The organism is Marinimicrobium sp. (genome assembly GCF_002695945.1).
Lineage (GTDB): Bacteria > Pseudomonadota > Gammaproteobacteria > Pseudomonadales > Cellvibrionaceae > Marinimicrobium > Marinimicrobium koreense.
The window spans coordinates 23,186-43,485 of the sequence record NZ_NZQP01000039.1; the positions used below are offsets into that span (position 1 = coordinate 23,186).

16 protein-coding genes are annotated in these 20,300 nt (G+C 59.2%); 12 read left to right on the forward strand and 4 right to left on the reverse strand.

The annotated features are described in order from the left end of the window. Positions 1-14: 14 nt before the first annotated feature. The 4 genes from tssC (CMG77_RS09035) to tssA form a co-directional block, all read right to left on the reverse strand. Complete coding sequence (tssC, locus tag CMG77_RS09035; protein WP_286904198.1) at positions 15-1,532, reverse strand: type VI secretion system contractile sheath large subunit; 1,518 nt, start codon at positions 1,530-1,532, stop codon at positions 15-17. 77 nt (positions 1,533-1,609) lie between these two features. Continuing rightward, complete coding sequence (gene tssC / locus CMG77_RS09040) at positions 1,610-3,100, reverse strand: type VI secretion system contractile sheath large subunit (protein WP_286904199.1); 1,491 nt, start codon at positions 3,098-3,100, stop codon at positions 1,610-1,612. Next, complete coding sequence (tssB, locus tag CMG77_RS09045; protein WP_286904200.1) at positions 3,090-3,620, reverse strand: type VI secretion system contractile sheath small subunit; 531 nt, start codon at positions 3,618-3,620, stop codon at positions 3,090-3,092. The genes tssC (CMG77_RS09040) and tssB overlap by 11 nt, the downstream gene beginning before the upstream one ends. A gap of 56 nt (positions 3,621-3,676) precedes the next feature. Beyond that, the gene (gene tssA / locus CMG77_RS09050) at positions 3,677-4,786 is read right to left on the reverse strand and encodes a type VI secretion system protein TssA (RefSeq protein ID WP_286904201.1); all 1,110 of its coding nucleotides are present in this window, start codon (positions 4,784-4,786) and stop codon (positions 3,677-3,679) included. Between the two features lie 507 nt (positions 4,787-5,293). Here tssA and tagH point away from each other — a divergent pair. From tagH to CMG77_RS09110, 12 genes are all read left to right on the forward strand, one after another. Beyond that, a complete protein-coding gene (gene tagH, locus CMG77_RS09055) occupies positions 5,294-6,784 on the forward strand; it encodes a type VI secretion system-associated FHA domain protein TagH (RefSeq protein ID WP_502691819.1) in 1,491 nt (496 codons plus the stop codon). A 44-nt stretch (positions 6,785-6,828) separates the two neighbouring features. Then, positions 6,829-7,323: a type VI secretion system lipoprotein TssJ gene (tssJ, locus tag CMG77_RS09060; protein ID WP_286904205.1), complete on the forward strand. Its 495-nt coding sequence runs from the start codon at positions 6,829-6,831 to the stop codon at positions 7,321-7,323. A gap of 42 nt (positions 7,324-7,365) precedes the next feature. Continuing rightward, the gene (gene tssK / locus CMG77_RS09065; RefSeq protein WP_286904207.1) at positions 7,366-8,700 is read left to right on the forward strand and encodes a type VI secretion system baseplate subunit TssK; all 1,335 of its coding nucleotides are present in this window, start codon (positions 7,366-7,368) and stop codon (positions 8,698-8,700) included. Positions 8,701-8,882: 182 nt separating this feature from the next. After that, positions 8,883-9,626: a type IVB secretion system protein IcmH/DotU gene (gene icmH, locus CMG77_RS09070; protein WP_286904209.1), complete on the forward strand. Its 744-nt coding sequence runs from the start codon at positions 8,883-8,885 to the stop codon at positions 9,624-9,626. Between the two features lie 24 nt (positions 9,627-9,650). Then, the gene (gene tssM, locus CMG77_RS09075; protein WP_502691820.1) at positions 9,651-13,187 is read left to right on the forward strand and encodes a type VI secretion system membrane subunit TssM; all 3,537 of its coding nucleotides are present in this window, start codon (positions 9,651-9,653) and stop codon (positions 13,185-13,187) included. Beyond that, positions 13,187-13,924: a type VI secretion system-associated protein TagF gene (gene tagF / locus CMG77_RS09080; RefSeq protein WP_286904212.1), complete on the forward strand. Its 738-nt coding sequence runs from the start codon at positions 13,187-13,189 to the stop codon at positions 13,922-13,924. Before tssM ends, tagF begins: the two co-directional genes overlap by 1 nt. Then, on the forward strand, positions 13,917-14,726 hold the full coding sequence (locus tag CMG77_RS09085; protein ID WP_286904214.1) for a PP2C family protein-serine/threonine phosphatase: 810 nt from the start codon (positions 13,917-13,919) through the stop codon (positions 14,724-14,726). The genes tagF and CMG77_RS09085 overlap by 8 nt, the downstream gene beginning before the upstream one ends. A 28-nt stretch (positions 14,727-14,754) precedes the next feature. After that, positions 14,755-17,283, forward strand: a complete 2,529-nt coding sequence (locus CMG77_RS09090) for a bifunctional serine/threonine-protein kinase/formylglycine-generating enzyme family protein (protein WP_286904216.1) — start codon at positions 14,755-14,757, stop codon at positions 17,281-17,283. Positions 17,284-17,660: 377 nt separating this feature from the next. Continuing rightward, positions 17,661-18,125 carry a MotA/TolQ/ExbB proton channel family protein gene (locus tag CMG77_RS09095; protein WP_502691821.1) on the forward strand — a complete coding sequence of 155 codons (465 nt, stop codon included), beginning with the start codon at positions 17,661-17,663 and terminating at the stop codon, positions 18,123-18,125. A gap of 73 nt (positions 18,126-18,198) precedes the next feature. Next, positions 18,199-18,639, forward strand: coding sequence for a biopolymer transporter ExbD (locus CMG77_RS09100; protein WP_502691822.1), 441 nt, complete (start codon positions 18,199-18,201; stop codon positions 18,637-18,639). Continuing rightward, positions 18,636-19,139 carry an ExbD/TolR family protein gene (locus tag CMG77_RS09105; RefSeq protein WP_286904221.1) on the forward strand — a complete coding sequence of 168 codons (504 nt, stop codon included), beginning with the start codon at positions 18,636-18,638 and terminating at the stop codon, positions 19,137-19,139. Before CMG77_RS09100 ends, CMG77_RS09105 begins: the two co-directional genes overlap by 4 nt. A gap of 410 nt (positions 19,140-19,549) precedes the next feature. Further along, positions 19,550-20,092 carry an AgmX/PglI C-terminal domain-containing protein gene (locus CMG77_RS09110; protein ID WP_286904222.1) on the forward strand — a complete coding sequence of 181 codons (543 nt, stop codon included), beginning with the start codon at positions 19,550-19,552 and terminating at the stop codon, positions 20,090-20,092. Positions 20,093-20,300 lie beyond the last annotated feature (208 nt).

Here is a 20,300-nt window from a genome sequence, read left to right on the forward strand (position 1 = left end):
CTCCTTCAGGGCCGTCAGCCGGTCTGTACCAGTTCGGTGACCAGTTCCANTTCCGAGACCATCTGGTCGATCTGGTAGTGAGGCACCAGATGAATTTTGCACAGGTATTGTCCGGGCCGCTCCGGGTGTTCTTCGACGTTCACGGCGGCTTCGCGCAAGGGGTAACGGGCCTGCTCCTCCCACTCCAGATCTTCCCGTCCGGTGGTATAGCGGAACAACCACTGNCGCAGAAACNGCTCGCATTCATCGGCGCTGATAAACGCCCCGATNTTGTCCCGGATCATNACCTTGATGTAATGGGCTACCCGTGAGCCACACAAGACGTGNTGCAGCATGGCGGANAGCCGGGCGTTNACNCCCTGGTCTGTGTCCCGANCNGGCCTCTGAATCGAGGCATTGCTGTAGAAAGCGGCAAACGGCGTCTGGTAACTCTGGCACAGCGGGATCAATCCCAACTCGGCCAGNTCCCGTTCACGCCGNTCNGTGATGATCACTTCGGTTAGCGGCTTGGGGGCCAGAGCCGCAGGGTCCGCGTCGAAGTGATCCACCGGCAGGGTGGTCACCAGTCCGCCCCCGATCTGATTGCGCGGAACGCCACGTATGTGGCCAAACCAGCCGACATTGGCAAACTCGCGAATCAACACACCGGCAAAGGCGAAGCTCGCACTGCCCCACAGGTATCCATCTCCCTGGCGGCCGCCTTTTTCTTCTCGAAACGGCACCCCTTTGTAACTGCCCGCGGTGGTCCGATAGGGACGGCGCATCAGGGTTCTCGGGAGTGTCAGNCCAATGAAGCGGGCGTCGGATTTTTCGCGCAGCGCCCGCCAACGGACNTACTCCTGTTGGGAAAAAATGGCNTCNAGATTGATNGGTTCGCCAAGNTTGGCAAAATCGTCCAGGCCAAACAGCTCGGGTGAGGCGCTGGCAATGAAGGGGGCGAACGCCGCCGCNGCGATTTGAGCCAGGCCNTCCAAGGTGGCGATGTCATCCTGTGGGTGGCGCGACGACGGGCGGTGCGCNACCTGATANTCGCCGATCAACACGCCAAAAGGCTCGCCTCCCGGGTGACCGTATTCGTTNCTGTAAATTTTCTGGAACAGTTGGCTCTGGTCAAAGTCCAGGGCACGATCNATATCCCGGGCCACCTCTGNCCAGGCAATATCAAGCAGCTTGATCTTGATGTTGCGTGCGCCCTCGGCCTGCAANGTCAGATACCAGACACCGCGCCATGCCGCTTCCAACGNCTGAAAACGCGGATGGTGNATGATGGCGTTGATCTGNTGGCTGATCAGTCGATCGATGCGGGCAACGGTCCGATGCACNGCGATTTCAATGTCCAGTACGCTACGCAGAGGGCCGTCTGGCGCCAGCTCTGACAGAAAGTAGGCCAGCGCCCGCTGTGGATTCTTTTCGGTCAGAAAGTCATCCAGTCCGGTCAGCTTCGGGGGCCGTTCACACACGGCATCCAGCCGAGCNGCGGCCGGGACATCCGGGGTTGAGGACACCGATGGGGTGGCAAGGTGATTTGACATTGCGTGCCAGAGAATCCGTTAAGAAGAAAAAAACAATAGGGCGCGGATCCCTCCGCCGCCCTATTTGGGCGCTGGCTTTAGCCCGCCTTGGGGATGTTGGCTACCAGGCGNAGNGAGGCGGTCAGCTCTTCCATCTGCAACCAGGGGCGCATCCAGGCGACCGCATTGAATACGCCGGGTTGGCCCGGGACTTCCTTGACCTCGACGTGAGCNTCGGCCAATGGGAAGCGGGCTTTCATTTCGGCGCTGGCGCCGGGGCTGCCATTCACGTAGTTGCCGATCCANCGGTTGAGCCACTCTTCGGCTTCCCCCGCTTCCATGAACGAGCCGACCTTGTCGCGCGCCATCACTTTCAGGAAGTGGGCGATGCGGGAGGTTGCCATGATGTACGGCAGACGGGCGGAAATCGCCGCGTTGGCGCTCGCCTCGGGATCATCAAACTTGGGCGGCTTCTGTGCGGTCTGGGCCCCGAAAAATACCGCGTAGTCGGTATTTTTGTAGTGGCACAGCGGCAGAAAGCCCAGCTTGCTNAGNTCTGCTTCACGGCGGTCGGTAATGCCGATTTCNGTCGGGCATTTCTGATCCACGTCACCATCGTCACTGACAAAGGTATGGCTGGGCAGCCCATCGACACGACCGCCCCCTTCGGCACCGCGAATGCTGGTGCACCAGCCGTACTCGGCGAAGGCTTTGGTCAGGGTGGTNCCCAGNGCGTANGCNGCGTTCATCCAGCAATAATCATCGTGCTCGGTGGCNCGATGTTTGCCGTCCTCACCCACCGGTACTTCTTCGTAGTTGAACGCCTCNATGGGTTTNGTCGACTGGCCGTACGGCAGGCGNGCCAGTACNCGNGGCATGGTCAGGGTCACAAAGCGGGCATCNTCACTNTCGCGGAAGCTGCGCCANTGAATGTACTCNGCNGAATCAAAAATCTTTTCCAGATCGCGCGGTTTGGACAGCTCGGTATAATCCTCAAAGCCGAACATCTGCGGCGCCGCAGCGGTCAGAAAGGGGCAGAAGCCGGCGGCGGCCACGTTGGACATCTGNCTGAGCAGCGAGATATCGTCNGGGTGAGAGGANAACTCATAGTCNCCAATCAGNGCGGAGTAGGGTTGACCGCCAGCGGTGCCGAATTCGCTTTCGTAAATTTTCTTGAAAATCTGNCTCTGGTCAAACTCCACCGCTTTCTCGAGATCCTTGGTCAGNTCTTTCTTGCTCAGGTTGAGCATGCGGATCTTGAGCTGGGAGCCGGTCTCGGANTTCATCACCANGTGGTTCAGTCCACGCCANGAGCCTTCAAGCTTCTGGAATTTTTCATGGTGCATGATTTCCGACAGNTGCTGGGACATCAACTGNTCGACNGCCGCAATGGCGCGATTGATGGTGACGGTCAGGTTTTTGTCCCATTTGACCGTNCCGTTCATGGCTTCCTGNGTCAGGGTCTTGAGCAGATCCTGAGTCTCGTCCGCCGGAGTCTGTCGGGTCGCNGTAATGGCCTGCTCGAGAAAGCTGACTTCCTGTACNTCGGCTTCNGCCTGCTCCATTACCTGTTCTTCGTTATTCGCCATCTTTCNCTTCCTCCTTTTGCTCTGCACCCACACCCAGCTCNCCGGACAGGGCGGCCAGCGCTTCGGTATCACTCAGTACACTTTCCAGCAGGTTTTCNAGATCCTCGGANCGGTCTGCTTTGGTCAACAGATCACGCAGTTTNTTGCGGGTGTCCATCAGCTTGCGCAGCGGTTCGACCTGNTGCACGATCCGATGNGGTTCAAAGTCTTCCATGCGGTTGAAGTCGAGCTCGACNTTCATTTCGCTGTCNTCNTCTTCCAGNTTGTTGGCCACCTGGAATCCCAGNTTGGGGTTGACCTTGCCCATGATGTCGTTGAAGTTNTCCCGNTCAATCTGGGAGAACTTCCGGTCTTTCAGGGACTTCTTGGCCTCGNTGTTATCACCCGAGTAGTCCCCCATCACGCCCATGACAAAGGGCANTTCCTTCTCGGCGATCGTGCCGTTGGTTTCAACATCGTAGGTGATATGAACGCGAGGNTTGCGCACGCGCTTGAGNTTGTCGTGGATACTGTCGGACATAATCCCTAATCCTCTGTCATTGGTTTGGTTGGTCGTCACTACTGCCNTNTACGGGGTTAATCCTCGGTGATTTCTACGCCCGTCAGCTCGCTGTAATGCGTGCGAGAACTCTCGTCTGGTATCAGCTCCTGAATCAGTTCGTCCAGACGCATATTGCCCCACTTGACGGCTTTCTGAAGCAGGTAGGACACCGGGGAGTGGGGTTCGGTGGTGCGGAAAAATTCGGCAATCTCCCGAAGTTGACGGAAGGCCTCGTCGCGATCCAGCGCTTTTCGGGNAGCGGGCGTNTTCGCGGGAGCGTCTTCCGTTCCGGTNGNTTCAACCGCCTCGGNNGNACTGNCTTCGGATTCGTTCGCGGGCGATAGCTTGTCGCGCCCCAGATGATTGACGGCNCCNCGACACTCTTCCAGAACTTCNAGAATATTGCGGGANGGGGGNGCCAGCTCAATACCNCAGTGTTGATCCAGTAGGCTCTGGCAGGCACGAAAATGCTCAATGGCCTGATCCAGATCTTCCCGCTGGTTCTGAAAGAATGTGTCGTCTGATTCCCGGACGGCTTTCTCGATATCCCCCAGCCCATAACCGAGTTTGGCTTCTTTTGCCTGACGGGCGTCTTCATCGGCCAGCTTCTGAATGTCGAGTGCCTGCTGGTAGTGCCAGTAGCTGAANGGGGCGGGGGGTTGTCCTTCCGTGATGGGGACACGGCGAATCGGTGCGATCAATACGCCCTCTGCCCCCTCACCGTTNAGTCCGGAGAGAGGGGCCACGCGAGTTTCCAGGCCGTCTTCGTCCGGTGTCGGGTAGAGGTTCTCCCAGTATTGTTCGACCAACCCGCGAATCAGTGCGAACGCATCGCGCAAGCCCTGAAAGCCCTGTTTGCGTACCAGGGCTTCGGTGTACCAACTGGCGACTTCGAGATCCTTGGCTTCTTCCNTGAGAANTTTGGGGGCCAGGTTCAGCACTTCACGCCAATGGTGGTCGGCCTCCTGGCTGTCACCGTCGTGTACGGACTTGCGNTCCGCCGCTCGGGCGCTGGATCGTTCGCGNTTGAGTGTCTGGTAGGTTGAGTTCGGAGACGCACTGGCGCGAGGGTCTGCACCCGAGGGTGTNTCCTCAGCGATAGGGGCGAGTAAATCGTCGAGNTCAATGATATGGGGTGAAGCCATTGCCTGTCTTTCCCTATGGTGTTCTGCTGATTCCTGTCACTGCCGGCCTTGAGTCACATCGACTTTAACGGCTTTTTTTCNGGTCTGATGCAGACATTCCGCNAAGGAATGAAGGTAGTCCGTCACATAAATAAACATAACAATCCGTTGTTGGCTATTNGCTGGAGNTGGAGAAAGCTACCACAGCGCGANTAAAAAATTAACTGTTTACGAATCGAATGCCAAATATTTTTTTGTTCNGCGTCGAAAAATGTGACCGAGTGCAATATTTTTGATTCTGTTTCAAAAAAAATATGGTGTACAATCCGTTTCCATCACAGAATGGCCGGCGCATCGCAATGGCGTGGCTCAAAANATTTTGTGATCTGCGCCAGGGAATGTCCTTCGGGCAACGAAGGGCGAACGCCGCATACAGTCTCCTGGCTCGACGCCCAGACGGCNCAGCNAATNGAGCGTAAAGAAAACGGACACTTTCGGGATGATAACGGAATGAACTTACAGCTAAGGATGATCAAAACGCCAGAAGGNGCCTCTCTTCCCCAACAGCAATTTTCATTCGATCAGCACGGCGGAACGATCGGGCGCGGTCCCGATAATCACTGGGTTCTGCCGGATCCCGACCGGATCCTGTCGGCTCGGCACTGCGAGTTTACGGTCGAGCAGGGACGCTTCCAGTTGATCGACCACAGCACCAACGGCACTTTTATCAACGGTTCGTCAGAGCCTTTGGGCAAAGGCGTGGTGACGACGATCAATCACGGTGATCAGGTTGAGATAGGCGACTACACGTTCGCGATCGACCTGTTGAATGTCGAGGCCGGCTCGCTCGATGCGTCGCCTTTTGCGACAGAGCCCGCGCCAGAGGAACATCCCGCCACGCCTTTTTCCGTCGATGATCCCTTTGCCTGTGATCCCTTTGATGCCGGTCCGGTCGCCGACCCGTCNCGAGATTCCCTGGATCCTCTGCAGATGCTGGATGGCGCATCCGGTGCCGAGCGCGAACCCTGGCACAATGAGTCCACAGCACTGTATCCCGGCCCTGGCGAAGGGGCCTTCTCCGATTCCGAATCGAAGTGGCAGGATCCGTCCGTCGACGCGATCCACTGGCCAGAGGCCCATCAGGAACAACTGATTCCCACCGACTGGCTGGAGCCTTTGGAGCGCGAGCCCGACTCCGCCTCCCCGCAGCTCGACCGCGAGCCCGAGTGGGCGGCCGCCCCCCAGCCAACGGATGCACAACTCCGGGATGAACCCGCTGGGCATGACGATAACGCGGCACAGGAAATACCAGGGCCTGTCGTCACGCCTCAGCCTGGCAAGCGCCCGAGCCTGGATCGCCCGACTCCGGTCAGCCGCGCTGAACCTGTAGAGGTTACGTCCACCCAGCCGTCCGCAGACTCCATGCCACCCCGGACATCGGAAACGCTATTTTCCGCCATGGGAGTGGATCTGGACCGGCTGAGCCCGGAGGCGCGAGTGGAGCTGGAGCCGCTGATCGGCACCATGATGCGGGAGGTGATTGANGGGTTGATGCAGGTGTTGCGCTCTCGGGCCAGCATAAAAAACGAGTTTCGGATGAATGTCACCACCATTCAGCCCGTGGAGAACAATCCACTCAAGTTCTCTGCCGANGTCGATGAAGCGCTAGAGAATATTTTTGTGCGTCGAAGCCAGGCGTACAAGGAGCCTTTGCAGGCCATTCGCGAGGGATTCCAGGAAATTGCGGAACACCAGTTGGCAATGATCTCCGGTATGCGTCGAGCGTTTGAGCATATGCTCAANGAGTTCGACCCGGATCGTTTCGAGGCCAATGCGAACAGCCAACANAAACCCAGCGTCATANCGCCCNTACGCAAGGCGCGCTATTGGGACAACTACCGAGCGCACTACCGGGGNCTGAGTGACAATATGGAGCGCTCTTTTCAGCAGATTTTCGGTGACGAGTTTGTCCAGGCGTATCAGGATCAGTTGCGTCGCCTGTCTGCCCTGCGTCCNTGAGCGGCGTCGCGATNATCGACCGGTAACGATAGGAGANANGAATTATGGAACGGTTTGATTTACTTCGTAGGCTTTTNCCGGTTCTGCTGGTGTGTTGGTTGACCGCCTGCGCGAATCAGGAAAGCCGCGTCGGGGGNATGCTCAAGTTACAGACCGATGTCAGGCTGTCCATTGACGCGCGCGCGGACATCAATCCCGATCACAGCAACGAGCCCGCGCCNGTGGTGCTGAGGTTTTACGAGCTGACCGCCGAACAGGCGTTTGCTGACGCTGACTTTGTGCGNCTGTATGAACGTGACTCGGCCGTGCTCGGTGATACGTTGGTACGTCGACGCCAGCTACCNGGTGTGGTCCCCGGCGAGATTCGGGACCATGAGCTGGTACTCGANGCGAACACGCGCTATGTCGGCATCATGGCCGAGTTCTATCAGTACCAGCGCGCCGCCTACAAAGTCGTCATTCCCGTTACCGCGCGCAACGTGTTCAGGGATGTCATCAAACTGCAGATCTCGGGTAANCAGTTGTCAGTGCTGAACTGATTGGAACCCACAATGAACCGGCAACAATAGGGAAGATAGANCATGTCGTTGAGCAGCAAAGTCATCTGGTCCGAGGGGATGTTTCTGAACCCTCAGCACTTTCAGCAGTACGACCGCTACGTCGAACGCTACATCGATGCCAAGTGCAGTGCCCTGGGCGCCTATGCCTGGGGATTACAGGCATTGGAGCTGGATCAGGAGTTGCTCAAACTGGGCAAGCTGTCCGTGTCCCGGGGGCGGGGCGTGTTCCCCGATGGTACTCCCTTCAATTTCCCCGAAGTGGATGATGCGCCCGGGGTGCTCGAGGTTCCCGAAGGCGCCCACAATACGCTGGTGTATCTTGCGGTACCGGTTCGTCGGCCGGGCGCGGTGGACGTCTCCCGGGAAGATGATGCACAGGCCCTGGCCCGCTATTACGTGTCGGAAGTCAGTGCGCGGGATGTCACCTCGGATGGCGGAGATACCCGTCCCGTGGATGTGGGTAAGCTCCGGTTACGCCTGATGCTCGAGTCCGAGGATCTCAGCGGGTATGCCTGNATTGGCGTGCTGCGCATNGCGGAGGTGCGCGATGACCACAACGTGCTGCTCGATGAGCAGTANTTGGCCACCTGTCTCGATTGTACGGCCGCCCCCAGACTCGCGGGCTTTCTGCCCGAGTTNTCGGGGATGCTGCATCATCGGGGCGANGCNATTGCGGGCCGTCTGGCGGATGCCCGCCGGGGCGGAACCGCGGAAATCGCCGACTACATGATGNTGCAGATGATCAACCGCTATGAACCCCTGATCGCCCATCTGGCCACGGTGCGCAATCTGCANCCTCTNGCGCTGTTTCAGCAACTGCTGCTGATGGCCGGAGAGTTGTCCACCTTTGTCGCCAGGGAGAAGCGGCCACCGGAGTTNGCGCCGTANCGGCACGATCAATTGCAGGCCACGTTTTTGCCCCTGATGACCACCCTGCGCAGCTACCTGTCGATGGTGTANGAGCAGACCGCCATCGGNCTGCCNCTTGAGGAAAAGAAATANGGTATCCGCGTGGGTACCATTCCCGATCGCTCGCTGCTTTCTTCGGCGNCGTTTGTGTTGGCNGTGCGCGCCGATATCGCCGAGGAAACCCTGCGCTCGCGCCTGCCGGCGCANATNAANGTGGGNCCGGTGGAGCGTATCCGGCAGTTGGTCAACGCCGCCATGCCGGGTATTGCCATCAAACCTTTGCCCGTGGCGCCGCGGCAGATTCCCTACCGGTCGGGATACGCCTACTTTGAGTTGGATCAGCACAGCGCCTTCTGGCGGGAAATGGCCAGCTCGGGTGGCTTTGCGTTGCACGTGGGCGGAGACTTCCCCGGCCTGGAAATGGAGTTCTGGGCGATTCGCCAATAGCGATCGCCTCTCGATATTGAGGAGCACCCATGGATTCTCCGGACAAAACGGTCTTTCGCCAGCCTCGCCCCGGTGGCGATCGCACCCGAATGAAACCAGACGTGAACACCCCGCGCGCTGCGGCCGGAACACCAGAGCCGCGTGNGCCTTCACCGGTTGATTCACCCGCGCCACCATCAGCGATGGACCTGCCTCCTGAGCCTCTGGTTGCCGGTCGGGGGCTCAATCCATTGGTCAGCTGCGCGAATACGCTACTGCTGGTATTTGGCAAAGTCCGCCAGTCGGCACGCCACACTGATGTGCGCGGTCTGTACCGTCAGTTGACCCAGTCGATCCGGGAGTTCGAAGTGGAGGCCCGGGACCGGGGCTATCCGCCGGAGATTGTGCTGGCGGCCCGTTATGTTCTCTGTTCGGTTCTGGATGAGGCGGTACTCAATACCCCCTGGGGTAGCGACAGTCCCTGGGCGCAGCGGACTCTGCTCAGTGCGTTTCACAATGAAACCTCAGGGGGTGAGAAATTTTTTCAGATCCTGCAGCGCATGAACCAGTCCCCATCCCAGAACCTGGACATGTTGGAGTTGATGTATTTGTGCCTGAGCCTGGGGTTCGAAGGGCGCTACCGTCTGGCCAACCGCGGACGCGATGCCCTGGAGCAGATCAAAGACGAGCTCTACCGGACCATCCGCCGGTATCGCGGCGAGCACGAACGCGCGCTGTCGCCACGTTGGCAGGGACTCGGCCGGACCTCCTCAACCCTGGGAGAATCCATTCCGTTGTGGATCTGGAGCGCTGCCGTGGCGTTGCTTCTGGTGTTGATCTTTTCCGGTTTCCGGTACTGGCTTTACACCAATTCCAACCCCGTTGTGGAGCAGCTCGATACTGTCAATGAGCAGATTGAAACCTTTTCCAGGGATTCGTTTGAGTAGACCAACAGGGAACCGATGGTAATGATGAAGCGGATTAAAAATACCTTGCTCCACCCGGTCACCTTATCGCTGGTGGGTGTCTTAATTCTGGCGCTGCTGGTCTGGTTTGGCGGACCCCTGATCAAGTTTGGCGATGAAAACGCGGCGCCCCTGGCCAGCAGCATCACCCGACTGTTGGTCATTCTGGTGTTGCTGGTGCTGTGGGGGCTGAATAACCTGCGCCTGCAATGGCGGGATCGCCAGCAGAATCAGGCGATGGTGGACGACATTCAGCAGAGCCAGACCAACGCAACGGACTATGTCAGTAGTCAGGCGGCCGAGGATGTCCAGCAGATTCAGCAGCGCTTTTTCGAAGCGCTGGCCGTGCTTCGGCAGCGTCGTTTTCGGGGCCGTGCCAACAAGAGTCGGGCCCTGTATGAGCTGCCCTGGTACATCATGGTGGGCCCGCCGGGTGCGGGCAAAACCACCGCGCTGGTGAACTCCGGGCTGGAGTTTCCCCTGGCCGAAAAGTTTGGCGCCGGAGCGCTGCAGGGCGTTGGCGGAACCCGACACTGCGATTGGTGGTTCACCAATGATGCCGTGCTGGTGGACACCGCGGGACGTTACACGACTCAGGACAGTCACCGGGTGGTGGACAGTTCGGCCTGGGAGGGGTTTCTGGGGCTTCTGAAAAAGCACCGCCGTCGCCGGCCGATCAACGGCGTGATTGTCTCGATCAGCGTGCAGGATCTGCTCACCCAGACCGAAGAAGAGCGCGCCCGTCATGCCCGCACCATTCGCACCCGCATTGATGATTTGATGAGTAAGCTGGAGGTGCGCTTTCCCGTCTATCTCATGTTCACCAAGTCGGACCTGATCGCGGGCTTCAATGAGTTTTTCGAAGACCTGGGGAAAGACGAGCGTGAGCAGGTGTGGGGCCTCAGCCTGCCCCGCGCCGGTTCGGTGGAGTCGGCCCCGGACTTTGAGTTTATTGACGCCGAGCTTCGTCAACTCGAAGCCCGACTGTACGAGCGTCTGATCTGGCGACTTCATCAGGAACGCGATCCCCAGCGTCGGGCGGCGATCGAGCATTTTCCGACTCAATTTGAACAACTCAACCGCCTGGTCAANGGGTTTGTCGAGCAGACCTTTGCCCCGAATCGNTATCGTTACCAGCCGTTGTTGCGCGGCGTCTATTANTCGAGCGGCACCCAGGATGGCACGCCGATTGATCGCCTGGTCAGTACCGTGTCGGCACANTTCGGGTTTGGGCGCGAACCGGCCGCACCGGGGGTGAATCGGGGTAAAGGCTTTTTCCTGGGACGGCTCTTTCAGGATGTGATTTTTCCGGAGTCTGAGCTGGTGGGCACCAATCCACGCTATGAACGCTGGCGGCAGTGGGGGCGGCGCTCGGCTTACGCGGCNNTGGCGGCCAGTGTCGTGGGTCTGNTGATGGTGTGGACAGGCAGTGTCAGTCGCCACGCCTCTGATATGGAAGANGTNCGCTCGCACCTGTCCCGCTTCGAGCNGCGACAAGGGGATGGTTACGGTCCGGCNGCCCCCCGAGCGCACCTGCCNGCGCTGACCGCCCTGGCTCAGGCCAGNTCTGTNTACGACCGGGACGCACACCCGGTATTGACCGGCGTCGGCCTCTACGACGGACGCATCGATGAACGCGCCGATCAGGCGTATCAGCGTTATCTGCGCGGCCCNTTCACTCAGGCATTGTTGCGGGAGCTGGAGCAGGCGCTGCTGNATACCGAAGATGATCTGCAGTTGTACAACCAGTTCCGGGTGTACCAGATGTTCGGGGATACTTCGCGCATGGAAGCCCCGCAGGTGGTCGAGTGGTTTACCCGTCGGTGGGCCGCTACGGTGGAGCGCGAGNCTCAGACCTCGTTGCGGCACCACCTGGAGGGGTTGCTGGCCCTGGAGTTGACGGATCAGGCGCTTAACCAGCCTCTGGCCCGAACGGTGGCCCAACGCCTACTGCAGGTTCCGGTCGCNCAGCGAGTCTATAACCGGATTCAGAGCGAGCCGGAATNTCAACGTCCGGTTGANCTGCGGGCTCAATACGGCAATCAGTTGACCGCGGTATTTGAATTGCCGGCGAACGCCCGGGATGCGATTCAGGTGCCCTGGATGTTCACCCGCGANGGCTACAAGTCCATCGACCTCTCACCACGATCGCCGGTACTGCGTGAGCTGGTCAATGACCGCTGGATATTTGAGAGCCTGGANCAGAGNGCCCAGACCATGACNGAGGACGANCTCGGNGANCTGAGNGAGCGGGTGANCGAACTGTATNTNCGCGACTANATTCGCACCTGGGTGGGAGTNCAGCAGGCACTTTCCATTGATTCNTTCGCCAGCCTCAATCAGGGCAGCGAGCGGTTGGCGCGTGCGGCNGACCCACTGTACTCGCCCCTCTTGCGGGTNCTGGAGGTCAGCGCCGCGCAGACGCAGTTGACCAACCCCGAGCTCAAGGAAAAGGTGGCCGGAGCGGGTCGTAGNCAACGAACCAGTATTGCGGCCGGTTTGATTGCCTCGCAAATGGACTCCACCGAAGTGGATCGNCATTTCAGTGAGCTGCATCGGTTGATGGCGGGNGATGCCGGNCAGGCACCCATTCACGCGGTGCTTGGGGAGGTGCGCAAGCTGAGTGATTTCGTGCAGGACATCCGGATGTCGCCGGACCCCCAACGACGNGCGTTCGAAATCGCCCGCGCGCGCTTTGCCGATGGCGAGGGTAATCCGGCCAGTCAATTGCGAAGCTATGCGCGCAACCTGCCCCAGCCCCTGGAGCAGTGGCTCAACGGCCTGTCACGGGAAACCTGGCGGAGTATTCTGATTGAAGCTCGAGGGCATGTCGTCAACGAGTGGCAGGCCCAGGNGTATCAGCCGTATCAGCGNATGGCGGCGGGCCGTTACCCNCTGGTGGGCGGNGTGGATGCNGAAATGTCACTGTACGACTTCNGTGAATTCTTCANGCCGGGCGGGCTGCACGAGCGTTTTGTACAGCAGTATATCGAGCCGTTTGTTCAGACCCGGGGGCNGTGGCACAACCGGCAGGTGGATGGTTACGGCCTGGGGCTTTCGGCCAGTGCCTTNGCTCAGATCCGCCACGGGCAGGCGATCACCGAACTGATGTTCCGCTCGGGGGAGTCCTCCCCGCGACTGAGTCTGGAGTTCAANCCGCAAGACCTGGCCAAAGACAATGCCCGCTTTATNCTNGATATGGGCGACCAGACCCTGTCGTACAGTCACGGGCCCAAGTTCTGGCGTCGGGTTGACTGGTCGGGTGATCAGGCGGAACGCCGGCTGCGTCTGGTGTTCGAGAAGGTCAACGGGGGCGCCAGTGATCGGGTGTANCAGGGGCCCTGGGCCTGGTTCCGAGCGCTGGATGATGCTCAGGTGCAGAAAACGTCTCGCTCGGANGTCTTNCACCTGACGTTCTCCAGCGCCGCCGCGGANACCCGTGCGGATCGGAACACGATGGTGTATGAAGTGCGCACCCAAAGCGTCGACAATCTGTTGACCAATAATCCCCTGCGCCGATANCAGTGTCCGGAGGTGCTGTGATGAGTGCCAATGGCGTCGTTGGTTTTTTCGGTAAGCTGCCCGCCCACGGTGATTTCATTCACCGGGGGCTACCATCGCAGTGCGTGAATATCTGGGATGACTGGTTACAGTCTGTNATCGCTGCGACNCAGGAGCAGTTGGGCGAGCACTGGCTGGATGTGTATCTCACCAGTCCCATCTGGCGATTTGCGCTCTCTCCNGGCGTGATAGACGGCCAGCTTTGGGCCGGAATTTCNCTGCCCAGCGTGGANCGGGTCGGTCGTTATTTTCCGTTCACCATCCTGGGCTCGGCGCCGGCCAATACCCCGGCCACGGTGGCGTTGACCGCCGCCGATGNCTGGTACGAATCGCTGGAGTCTGCTGCCCTGGCNGCGCTCGACGGNCAGATTCAGATCGATTCACTGGCGGCCCGTATTCAGTCCAGTCCCCTGCGGGTCAATGCGGAGTACACCCGACTAGCGTCCGNCTCGGGCGGTGATCGTATCGTCACACTTCATGAAGAGCAGGCCCGGCCCGAGCAGGTCTATCCCTACCTGTTGGATGCGGCCCTGTCGGCGACCATGCCGAGCTACAGCATCTGGTCCACCGCGGGATCTGATCGGGTCGAACCCTGTGTCGTTACGGCGCGGGGTTTGCCGGCGGTTTCAGGGGTGGCCGCCATGTATACGGGGCAGTGGCGGGACTGNCAGTGGGAGCAGCCGTTCGCACCGTGCCCCAGGGAGCTCAGGGATGCTTGATACCCAGACCCGGCCGCAACCGGTTGATACCACGTATCGGCGCCCCATTCACTGGCGCTGCCAGCATGCGACCCATGCCGGCGCGGTGCGCAAGTTGAATGAAGANGCGGTGTTTGCGTGCGCTGATCATAACCACTGGGCGGTGGCCGATGGCATGGGCGGTCACGAGGTGGGCGACCTGGCCAGCCGGGAAATCGTTCAGGGTCTCGCCCAATTGCACTTGCCCGAAGCGTTGGCTGAATCGGTGGATCGGGTTGAAGANTGTCTGCAGGGGGTAAATCAGGGGTTGCAGAACTATGCCCGAATGGAGCTCGACGGCGCCACGATCGGGAGCACACTGGTGCACCTGATGATCCGCGGTCGTATCGGGGTGGTGCTCTGGGCGGGGGACTCCCGGTTGTACCGTTTTCGCAACGGAACCCTCACGCAATTGAGCCGGGATCATAGCCAGGTAGAAGACATGGTGGCCATGGGCCTGATCAATCGCGAGCAGGCCCGAGTGCATCAGTGTAGCAACGTGATTACGCGTGCGGTCGGAGTGGAAGAGCATCTGCAACTGGATATGCGCCTGTTTGATGTGCGGCTCGGTGACCTGTTTCTCTTGTGCAGCGATGGACTTCATGGCGTGATTGAAACCGAGACCATCGCACGAATCATGGCCGACCGGGATCCTGACCTCTGCGCTCAGGCACTGATTGATGTCGCCTTGCGCGCGGGGGCGCCGGATAACGTCTCGGTGGTGGTGATCAAAGGCGAGCCCGGAAAAGTAGACAGTTCCAATGGACGGCAATGCGCTCAATGAGAACGTTGAGTCAGGAAGATGAAGGGATATGACTGAAACCAGGGACACTAAAACGCGGATTGCGCCGCGCGCAAAAACCCCACCCGATGCCACCGTGTATACCCCGAGGAGCCGATCGGAGGAAACGCCTGCGGCGAGTGACAGAACCCGCTATCAGGCGCCGCCGCGTCGTNGTGGATCGGATGCCACGCTGGTGGATCCGAATCCGCCCACCGTCGTCGCCAGACCGACCAAACCCAAAGCGGCCGCTTCCCCGAAGCGCCCCTCGGGTCATCATGGTTTACTGAAGCGCCGGTTTTTGCTGGAGGACATTCTGGGGGCCGGTGGNATGGGGGTGGTCTACAAAGCCAAGGANCGGCTGAAAATCGAGGCCCAGGATCGTGACCCCTATGTCGCGATCAAGGTGTTGAGCGACGAGTTCAAGGCCCACCCGGAAGCGTTCATCGCCCTGCAGAGAGAGTCGCGCAAAACCCAACGTATCGCGCACCCGAATATCGTTAACGTGCACGATTTCGACCGGGATGGCGACACGGTTTTCATGACCATGGAGTTTCTCGATGGCAAGCCGCTGGACAAGTTGTTATCCCAGTATCGTTCCACCGGATTGCCCCACGAAGATTGTCTGAAGATTCTTGAAGGCGTGTGTTCGGCATTGATCTATGCCCATGCGGAAAACATCATTCACTCGGATCTGAAGCCGGGCAACATCTTTGTCACCCACCGAGGCATTCCCAAGGTGTTTGACTTTGGTATTGCCCGCGCGGTGGCCAAAGCCGAGCGGTCCGACGATTCGGAAGACGATAAAACGGTTTTTGATGCGGGAAACCTTGGCGCTCTGACCCCCGCTTACGCGAGCCTGGAGATGCTTGAGGGCGCTCCGCCCGATGCGCGTGATGACCTCTACGCGCTCGGGTGCATTGCCTATGAGCTTTTTGCCGGCGAGCACCCGTTCAACCGGGTGCATGCCGACGAGGCGGCCCGTCAGAAGCTGAAACCGAAACGCCTGGTGGGTATTCCCAAAAGCCAGTGGCGAGCCATTGAACACTGTCTGGCGTTTCGTCGCGAGGATCGGGTGGCGTCGGTTCAGGCGTTCTGGAATGCCTTCGTGCATCGGAAGGTGGCGATTGCCAAATACGCGATCGGCGCGCTGATTGTGGTGACGTCAATGGCGACCGCCGCCTATCAGTATCGGGATCAGTGGATTCCACAGTTTTCCGAGCAGGATGTGCGGATGGAGATCGAGCAGCGACTCAGGCTGGAAATGAAGCAGAACGAGCTGACCGAACTGTTGACCACACTGACATTTTCTTCCCAATGGGAGCGTCAGCTCTGGCAGAGCTATACCGACTTGCGGGATCTTTTGGGGGAGAGTGATCAGTGGCTGGAGGGTCAGCGTGCGTCCATTTACAAGGCGTATCTGGAAAAAATTGATGAGGAAATTGAAGCAGGCGCTCTGGAGCAGGCCCGTGCCCGGCTGACCAATGCCCGGCGCTACAGCGATGATGAAGCCGCGCTCGACCGGCTGTCCGCACAGATAGACAGCGCACTTGAGCGGGCCCGGCTCGAAGCGAAGCAGCAGGCCGAGGCGCGCCGAGCGGCGCAGGCTCTGGCGCAGGAACAGGCACGCAAGCAGGCGGTTCAGGAAAAAGTCAATCGCGAGTTCGATAACGCACTGGCCAACGTTGATCGACAGCTTGCCTGCCGACAACAGCTGAATATGGATGACCTGGCCATTGCCGTCAACAAGTTGCAGGAGTTGGACCCGGGTCGATATCAGCGCGAGCAAAGCCGGATGATCGGCGCGCTGGCATCCTGCATCGAAACCATTGGCGCTCGCTTTCCCGACCGGGCCCAGACATTCAAGCAGCATGCCATGCAGATTTTTCCGCGCAGTGCCGCCATTGCCGGCATTGCCATCGAACCCAAAGACCCCTGTGACGCCTCTCTGGCCGGAATGGGAGGCCGAGGCCCGCGCGCGGGGTGTCGGGATACCTTGCCGGGCGCGGGGCTCGGTCCGGACATGGTGGTGGTCCCCGGGTTTGCGGGCCGGCCTGCTTACGCCATTGGTCGTGAGGAGGTGACCGTTGGGGACTTCAATCGCTTCTGTCGCGCATCAACGTGTGAGGTACAGCAAGAGCAATCCCGGGACAGACCCGTCACTGACATCAGTATTGAGCAGGCGAAGGCCTACGCCCGCTGGCTCAGTGAACAGACCGGTTACCGTTATCGGCTGCCAACCTACGAGGAGTGGCGCCATGCTGCCCGAGCGGACGGCGCAGAGCCGGACCCGAACCGCAACTGTCTGTTCTCCTCCCGGGGTATTCAACGTGGCGGCTCCATGGTCAAAGCCAGCGTGGGTGGGCAGAACCGCTGGGGCCTGGTGAATCATCTGGGCAACGCTCAGGAATGGGTGCTCAGCGGGGGAGCGTTATCGGTTGCCGGGGGGCACTACGATACGCCGATGGATGAATGCCAGGTGAGCTGGCAGAAATCACACGATGGCCACCCGGACACCTATACCGGTCTGCGCTTGGTCAGACAGCTTAAAAACCGCTAAGAGACTCGAGCGATATGACCGTGGATGTAACGACTCTGATACAGCAGCTGCACCAGTTGGTAGACGACTACAACCAGCGATCGGTGTCGTTGGCGGAGTATCGGCTGAAGCGCCGCCACCTNTTGCTGGCCATCGATTCAAATGTCAACGGTCGGACNNCACCAGAAAGCGCGACCNACGATCTTGTAACTCAACGGAAACATCATTAACCACAGAGGCTTGTTATGGAATTTGTCCGTTTTTTNCAAGTGGGTGGCCCGTTCATGTGGGCGATCCTGTTCATCATGGCGGCGGGGCTGGCGATTACCCTNGATCGCTTCTTTTACCTGTCNAAAACCCAGAAGTCGGTCAANCGGGTCTGGCTCAAGTTGGCGCCGATGCTCAANGCCCAGGATTACGAGCGGGCCTCACAGTCNCTGACNGACCTGAAAGACCCNCTGGGACGGATTCTGAGTTACGGCTTTTCCCGTTTCAAAGGGAACCCCAGGCGCGAGACGGTCGAATCCGCGATGGANGANGGCGTAATGGAAGTGCTGCCGGAGGTTGAACAGCGNACCCATTACCTGGCAACGCTGGCCAATGTGGCCACGCTGCTTGGGCTGCTGGGCACCATCATNGGCCTGATTCAGGCATTTACCGCNGTNGCCGAGGCNAANCCGGCGGANAAGGCGGAGATGCTGTCGGCCAGTATTTCGGTGGCNATGAATACCACGGCCTTTGGGCTCTGCGCCGCCATTCCGCTGTTGCTGTTGCATTCCTATCTTTCCACCAAAGCGGCGCGAGTGGTCGACAGTATTGAAACCGCCGCNGTCAAATGTCTGAACTTGATGATCAGGGAGTAAAGGCATGCGCTTTCGTCGCAAGCGTCAGGTTCAGGAGGCCGCTGAGCTGAACATCACAGCGTTCATGAATCTGATGGTCATACTGGTCCCGTTCTTGTTGATTACGGCGGTTTTCTCCCGGATGACCGTTCTGGAGTTGAATCTTCCGGGGCCGCAGACGGAGCAGGAATCCTCGGAACAGCCGCTGGATCTTCAGCTCCAGTTGGTGGTGTCGGANGATGACCTGGTATTGNGGGATGCCAACATCGGCGTGATTACGCGTCTGGAACGNACGGATGATGAGGACCAGTGGCGCCAGCTTCGGGAGGCNCTGATTGAAATCAAGCAGCGNTTCCCCGATGAAACCGNGATTGCCTTGCGNCTNGCGCCGGGCGTTTCCTACAACACNCTGATACAGGTGATGGATCGGGTCGGGAGCACGCAGCAGGTACAGCTTGGTACGCTCNANCGGGTCGAGCTGTTTCCGGACATATCGCTGGGTGATGCGCCGACNGACAGGGAGGGTTCGGCATGAAATCTNTGAGTCGACGGGCCCGCCGTATTCAGCGCAACCAGAAGTTGCGCAAGTCGCCGGGGCTGAATCTCGTGTCACTGATGGATATCTTTACCATTCTGGTGTTNTTCCTGCTNGTCAATGCATCNAGTGACAGTGAGCTGCCCAGTCAGAAAGTGATGAAACTGCCGGATTCCACCGCCGGGCAACCGCCCGAGGAAACTTTACGGGTATTGATCTCGCNAGAAGCCATACTGGTGCATGGCCAGTCGGTGGCGAAACTGGAGGANNTGACCAAAGAGGGCGANGGTGTCATTGAGCCTCTGCGGGAAGAGCTGGCCTACNGACTGTCGCTGTCTGCCGGTGGTGAAAACGACACCCTGACGGTGTTGGCCGATCAGTCTGTCCCCTACGAAATCATCAGGCGGGTGGTGGAAACCAGTCGGGTTCTGGAATTTCGCCAGGTCGCCTTCGCCGCCAGTCAGATCTCCGACCCTGCGGAGGAGGCGAGTCAGTTGTGAGCATCATGATGCAGACCGCCCCCCGTTATCAGGACCTGGTCATCCAGTGGCAGCCCGGTCGATCTTCGGCCAATCACTATCGCTGGTGGCTGACCGGCTGTGNCGGGTTGGCGCTGGCAATNGCGNTGACGTTNTCNCTGGTNGANGTTCCGGAAAANCNACGCATGACCCGNNCGGATATTCCNGANCGGGTGGCNCGNTTTATGNTNGANCAACCCAGNNATCCNCCGGTNNANGNNCNGGAGGAGGTGNNNCCCAAGCCNTTNCCNGTGGCNGAGCCNAAGCCCCTGGTNGAGCGNGANCGNGAGCGACCCGNNGTGCAGGAACCTGCCANCGAAGCGCAGCGNGANGCCCGNNAGCANGCGCAGCGCAGTGGCCTGTTGGCGCTCGGAAATCAATTGGACAGCCTNATGGATACCTCTGAGGTGGATGACTGGGTNGACACCGAAGGCAAAGGTGGCGCCGATGCCGGGCAGACGGNCACGGGTTATGGCGACGGTGATCTGGCATCAGCCGCTGAGCGAACGGGCGCACNTGATGTTGCCGCNGTATCGGCCGGAGAGGGTGGCAGTGTATTGGCGCGACGCGATCTTGCCANCCTNGAGACTCCGCTCGNCGAGGACCNGGCGGAAAATCCGGAGCGCCGGGACAGTTTCGCGCNGACNGGGCGAACGNACGAAGAGGTCAGCCTGGTTTTCGATCGCAATAAAGGCCTCCTGTACTCACTCTACAACCGTGCACGTCGGCAGACGCCCGGNTTGCAGGGGCGTCTGGTGCTGGAAATAACCATTGAGCCTTCCGGTGAGGTGACCGAAGTGGCGATTGTTTCCAGCGAGCTGGACGATCATCGTCTGGAGCAGAGAATCAGGGCCCGCGTTTTACAATTTCGTTTCGAAGAACGAAGCGCACAGACCATTACCATCATCTATCCGATCGAATTTCTTCCGTCGTGATGAAGCTGATTTTTACGACACTGCGGTNNGCAGATTTTATTTTGGCGTGGTAATGGTCTTAAGACTATTTTTTGTACGGNAAAAGTGGAGAACCAGTTCACATAAAAATCCCGTATTTAAAGGATTTAAGTGATGCGATTCTCGCTATCGAAAAAAAACATTCTGTTTTTGCGAGACAGGTTGTTGGTGGTCAGTGAATTGGCTATCA

Coding starts and splice junctions, on each gene's coding strand:
- icmH (WP_286904209.1), top strand. CDS start 8,883: ATGGACCTGCCTCCTGAGCCTCTGGTTGCCGGTCGGGGGCTCAATCCA.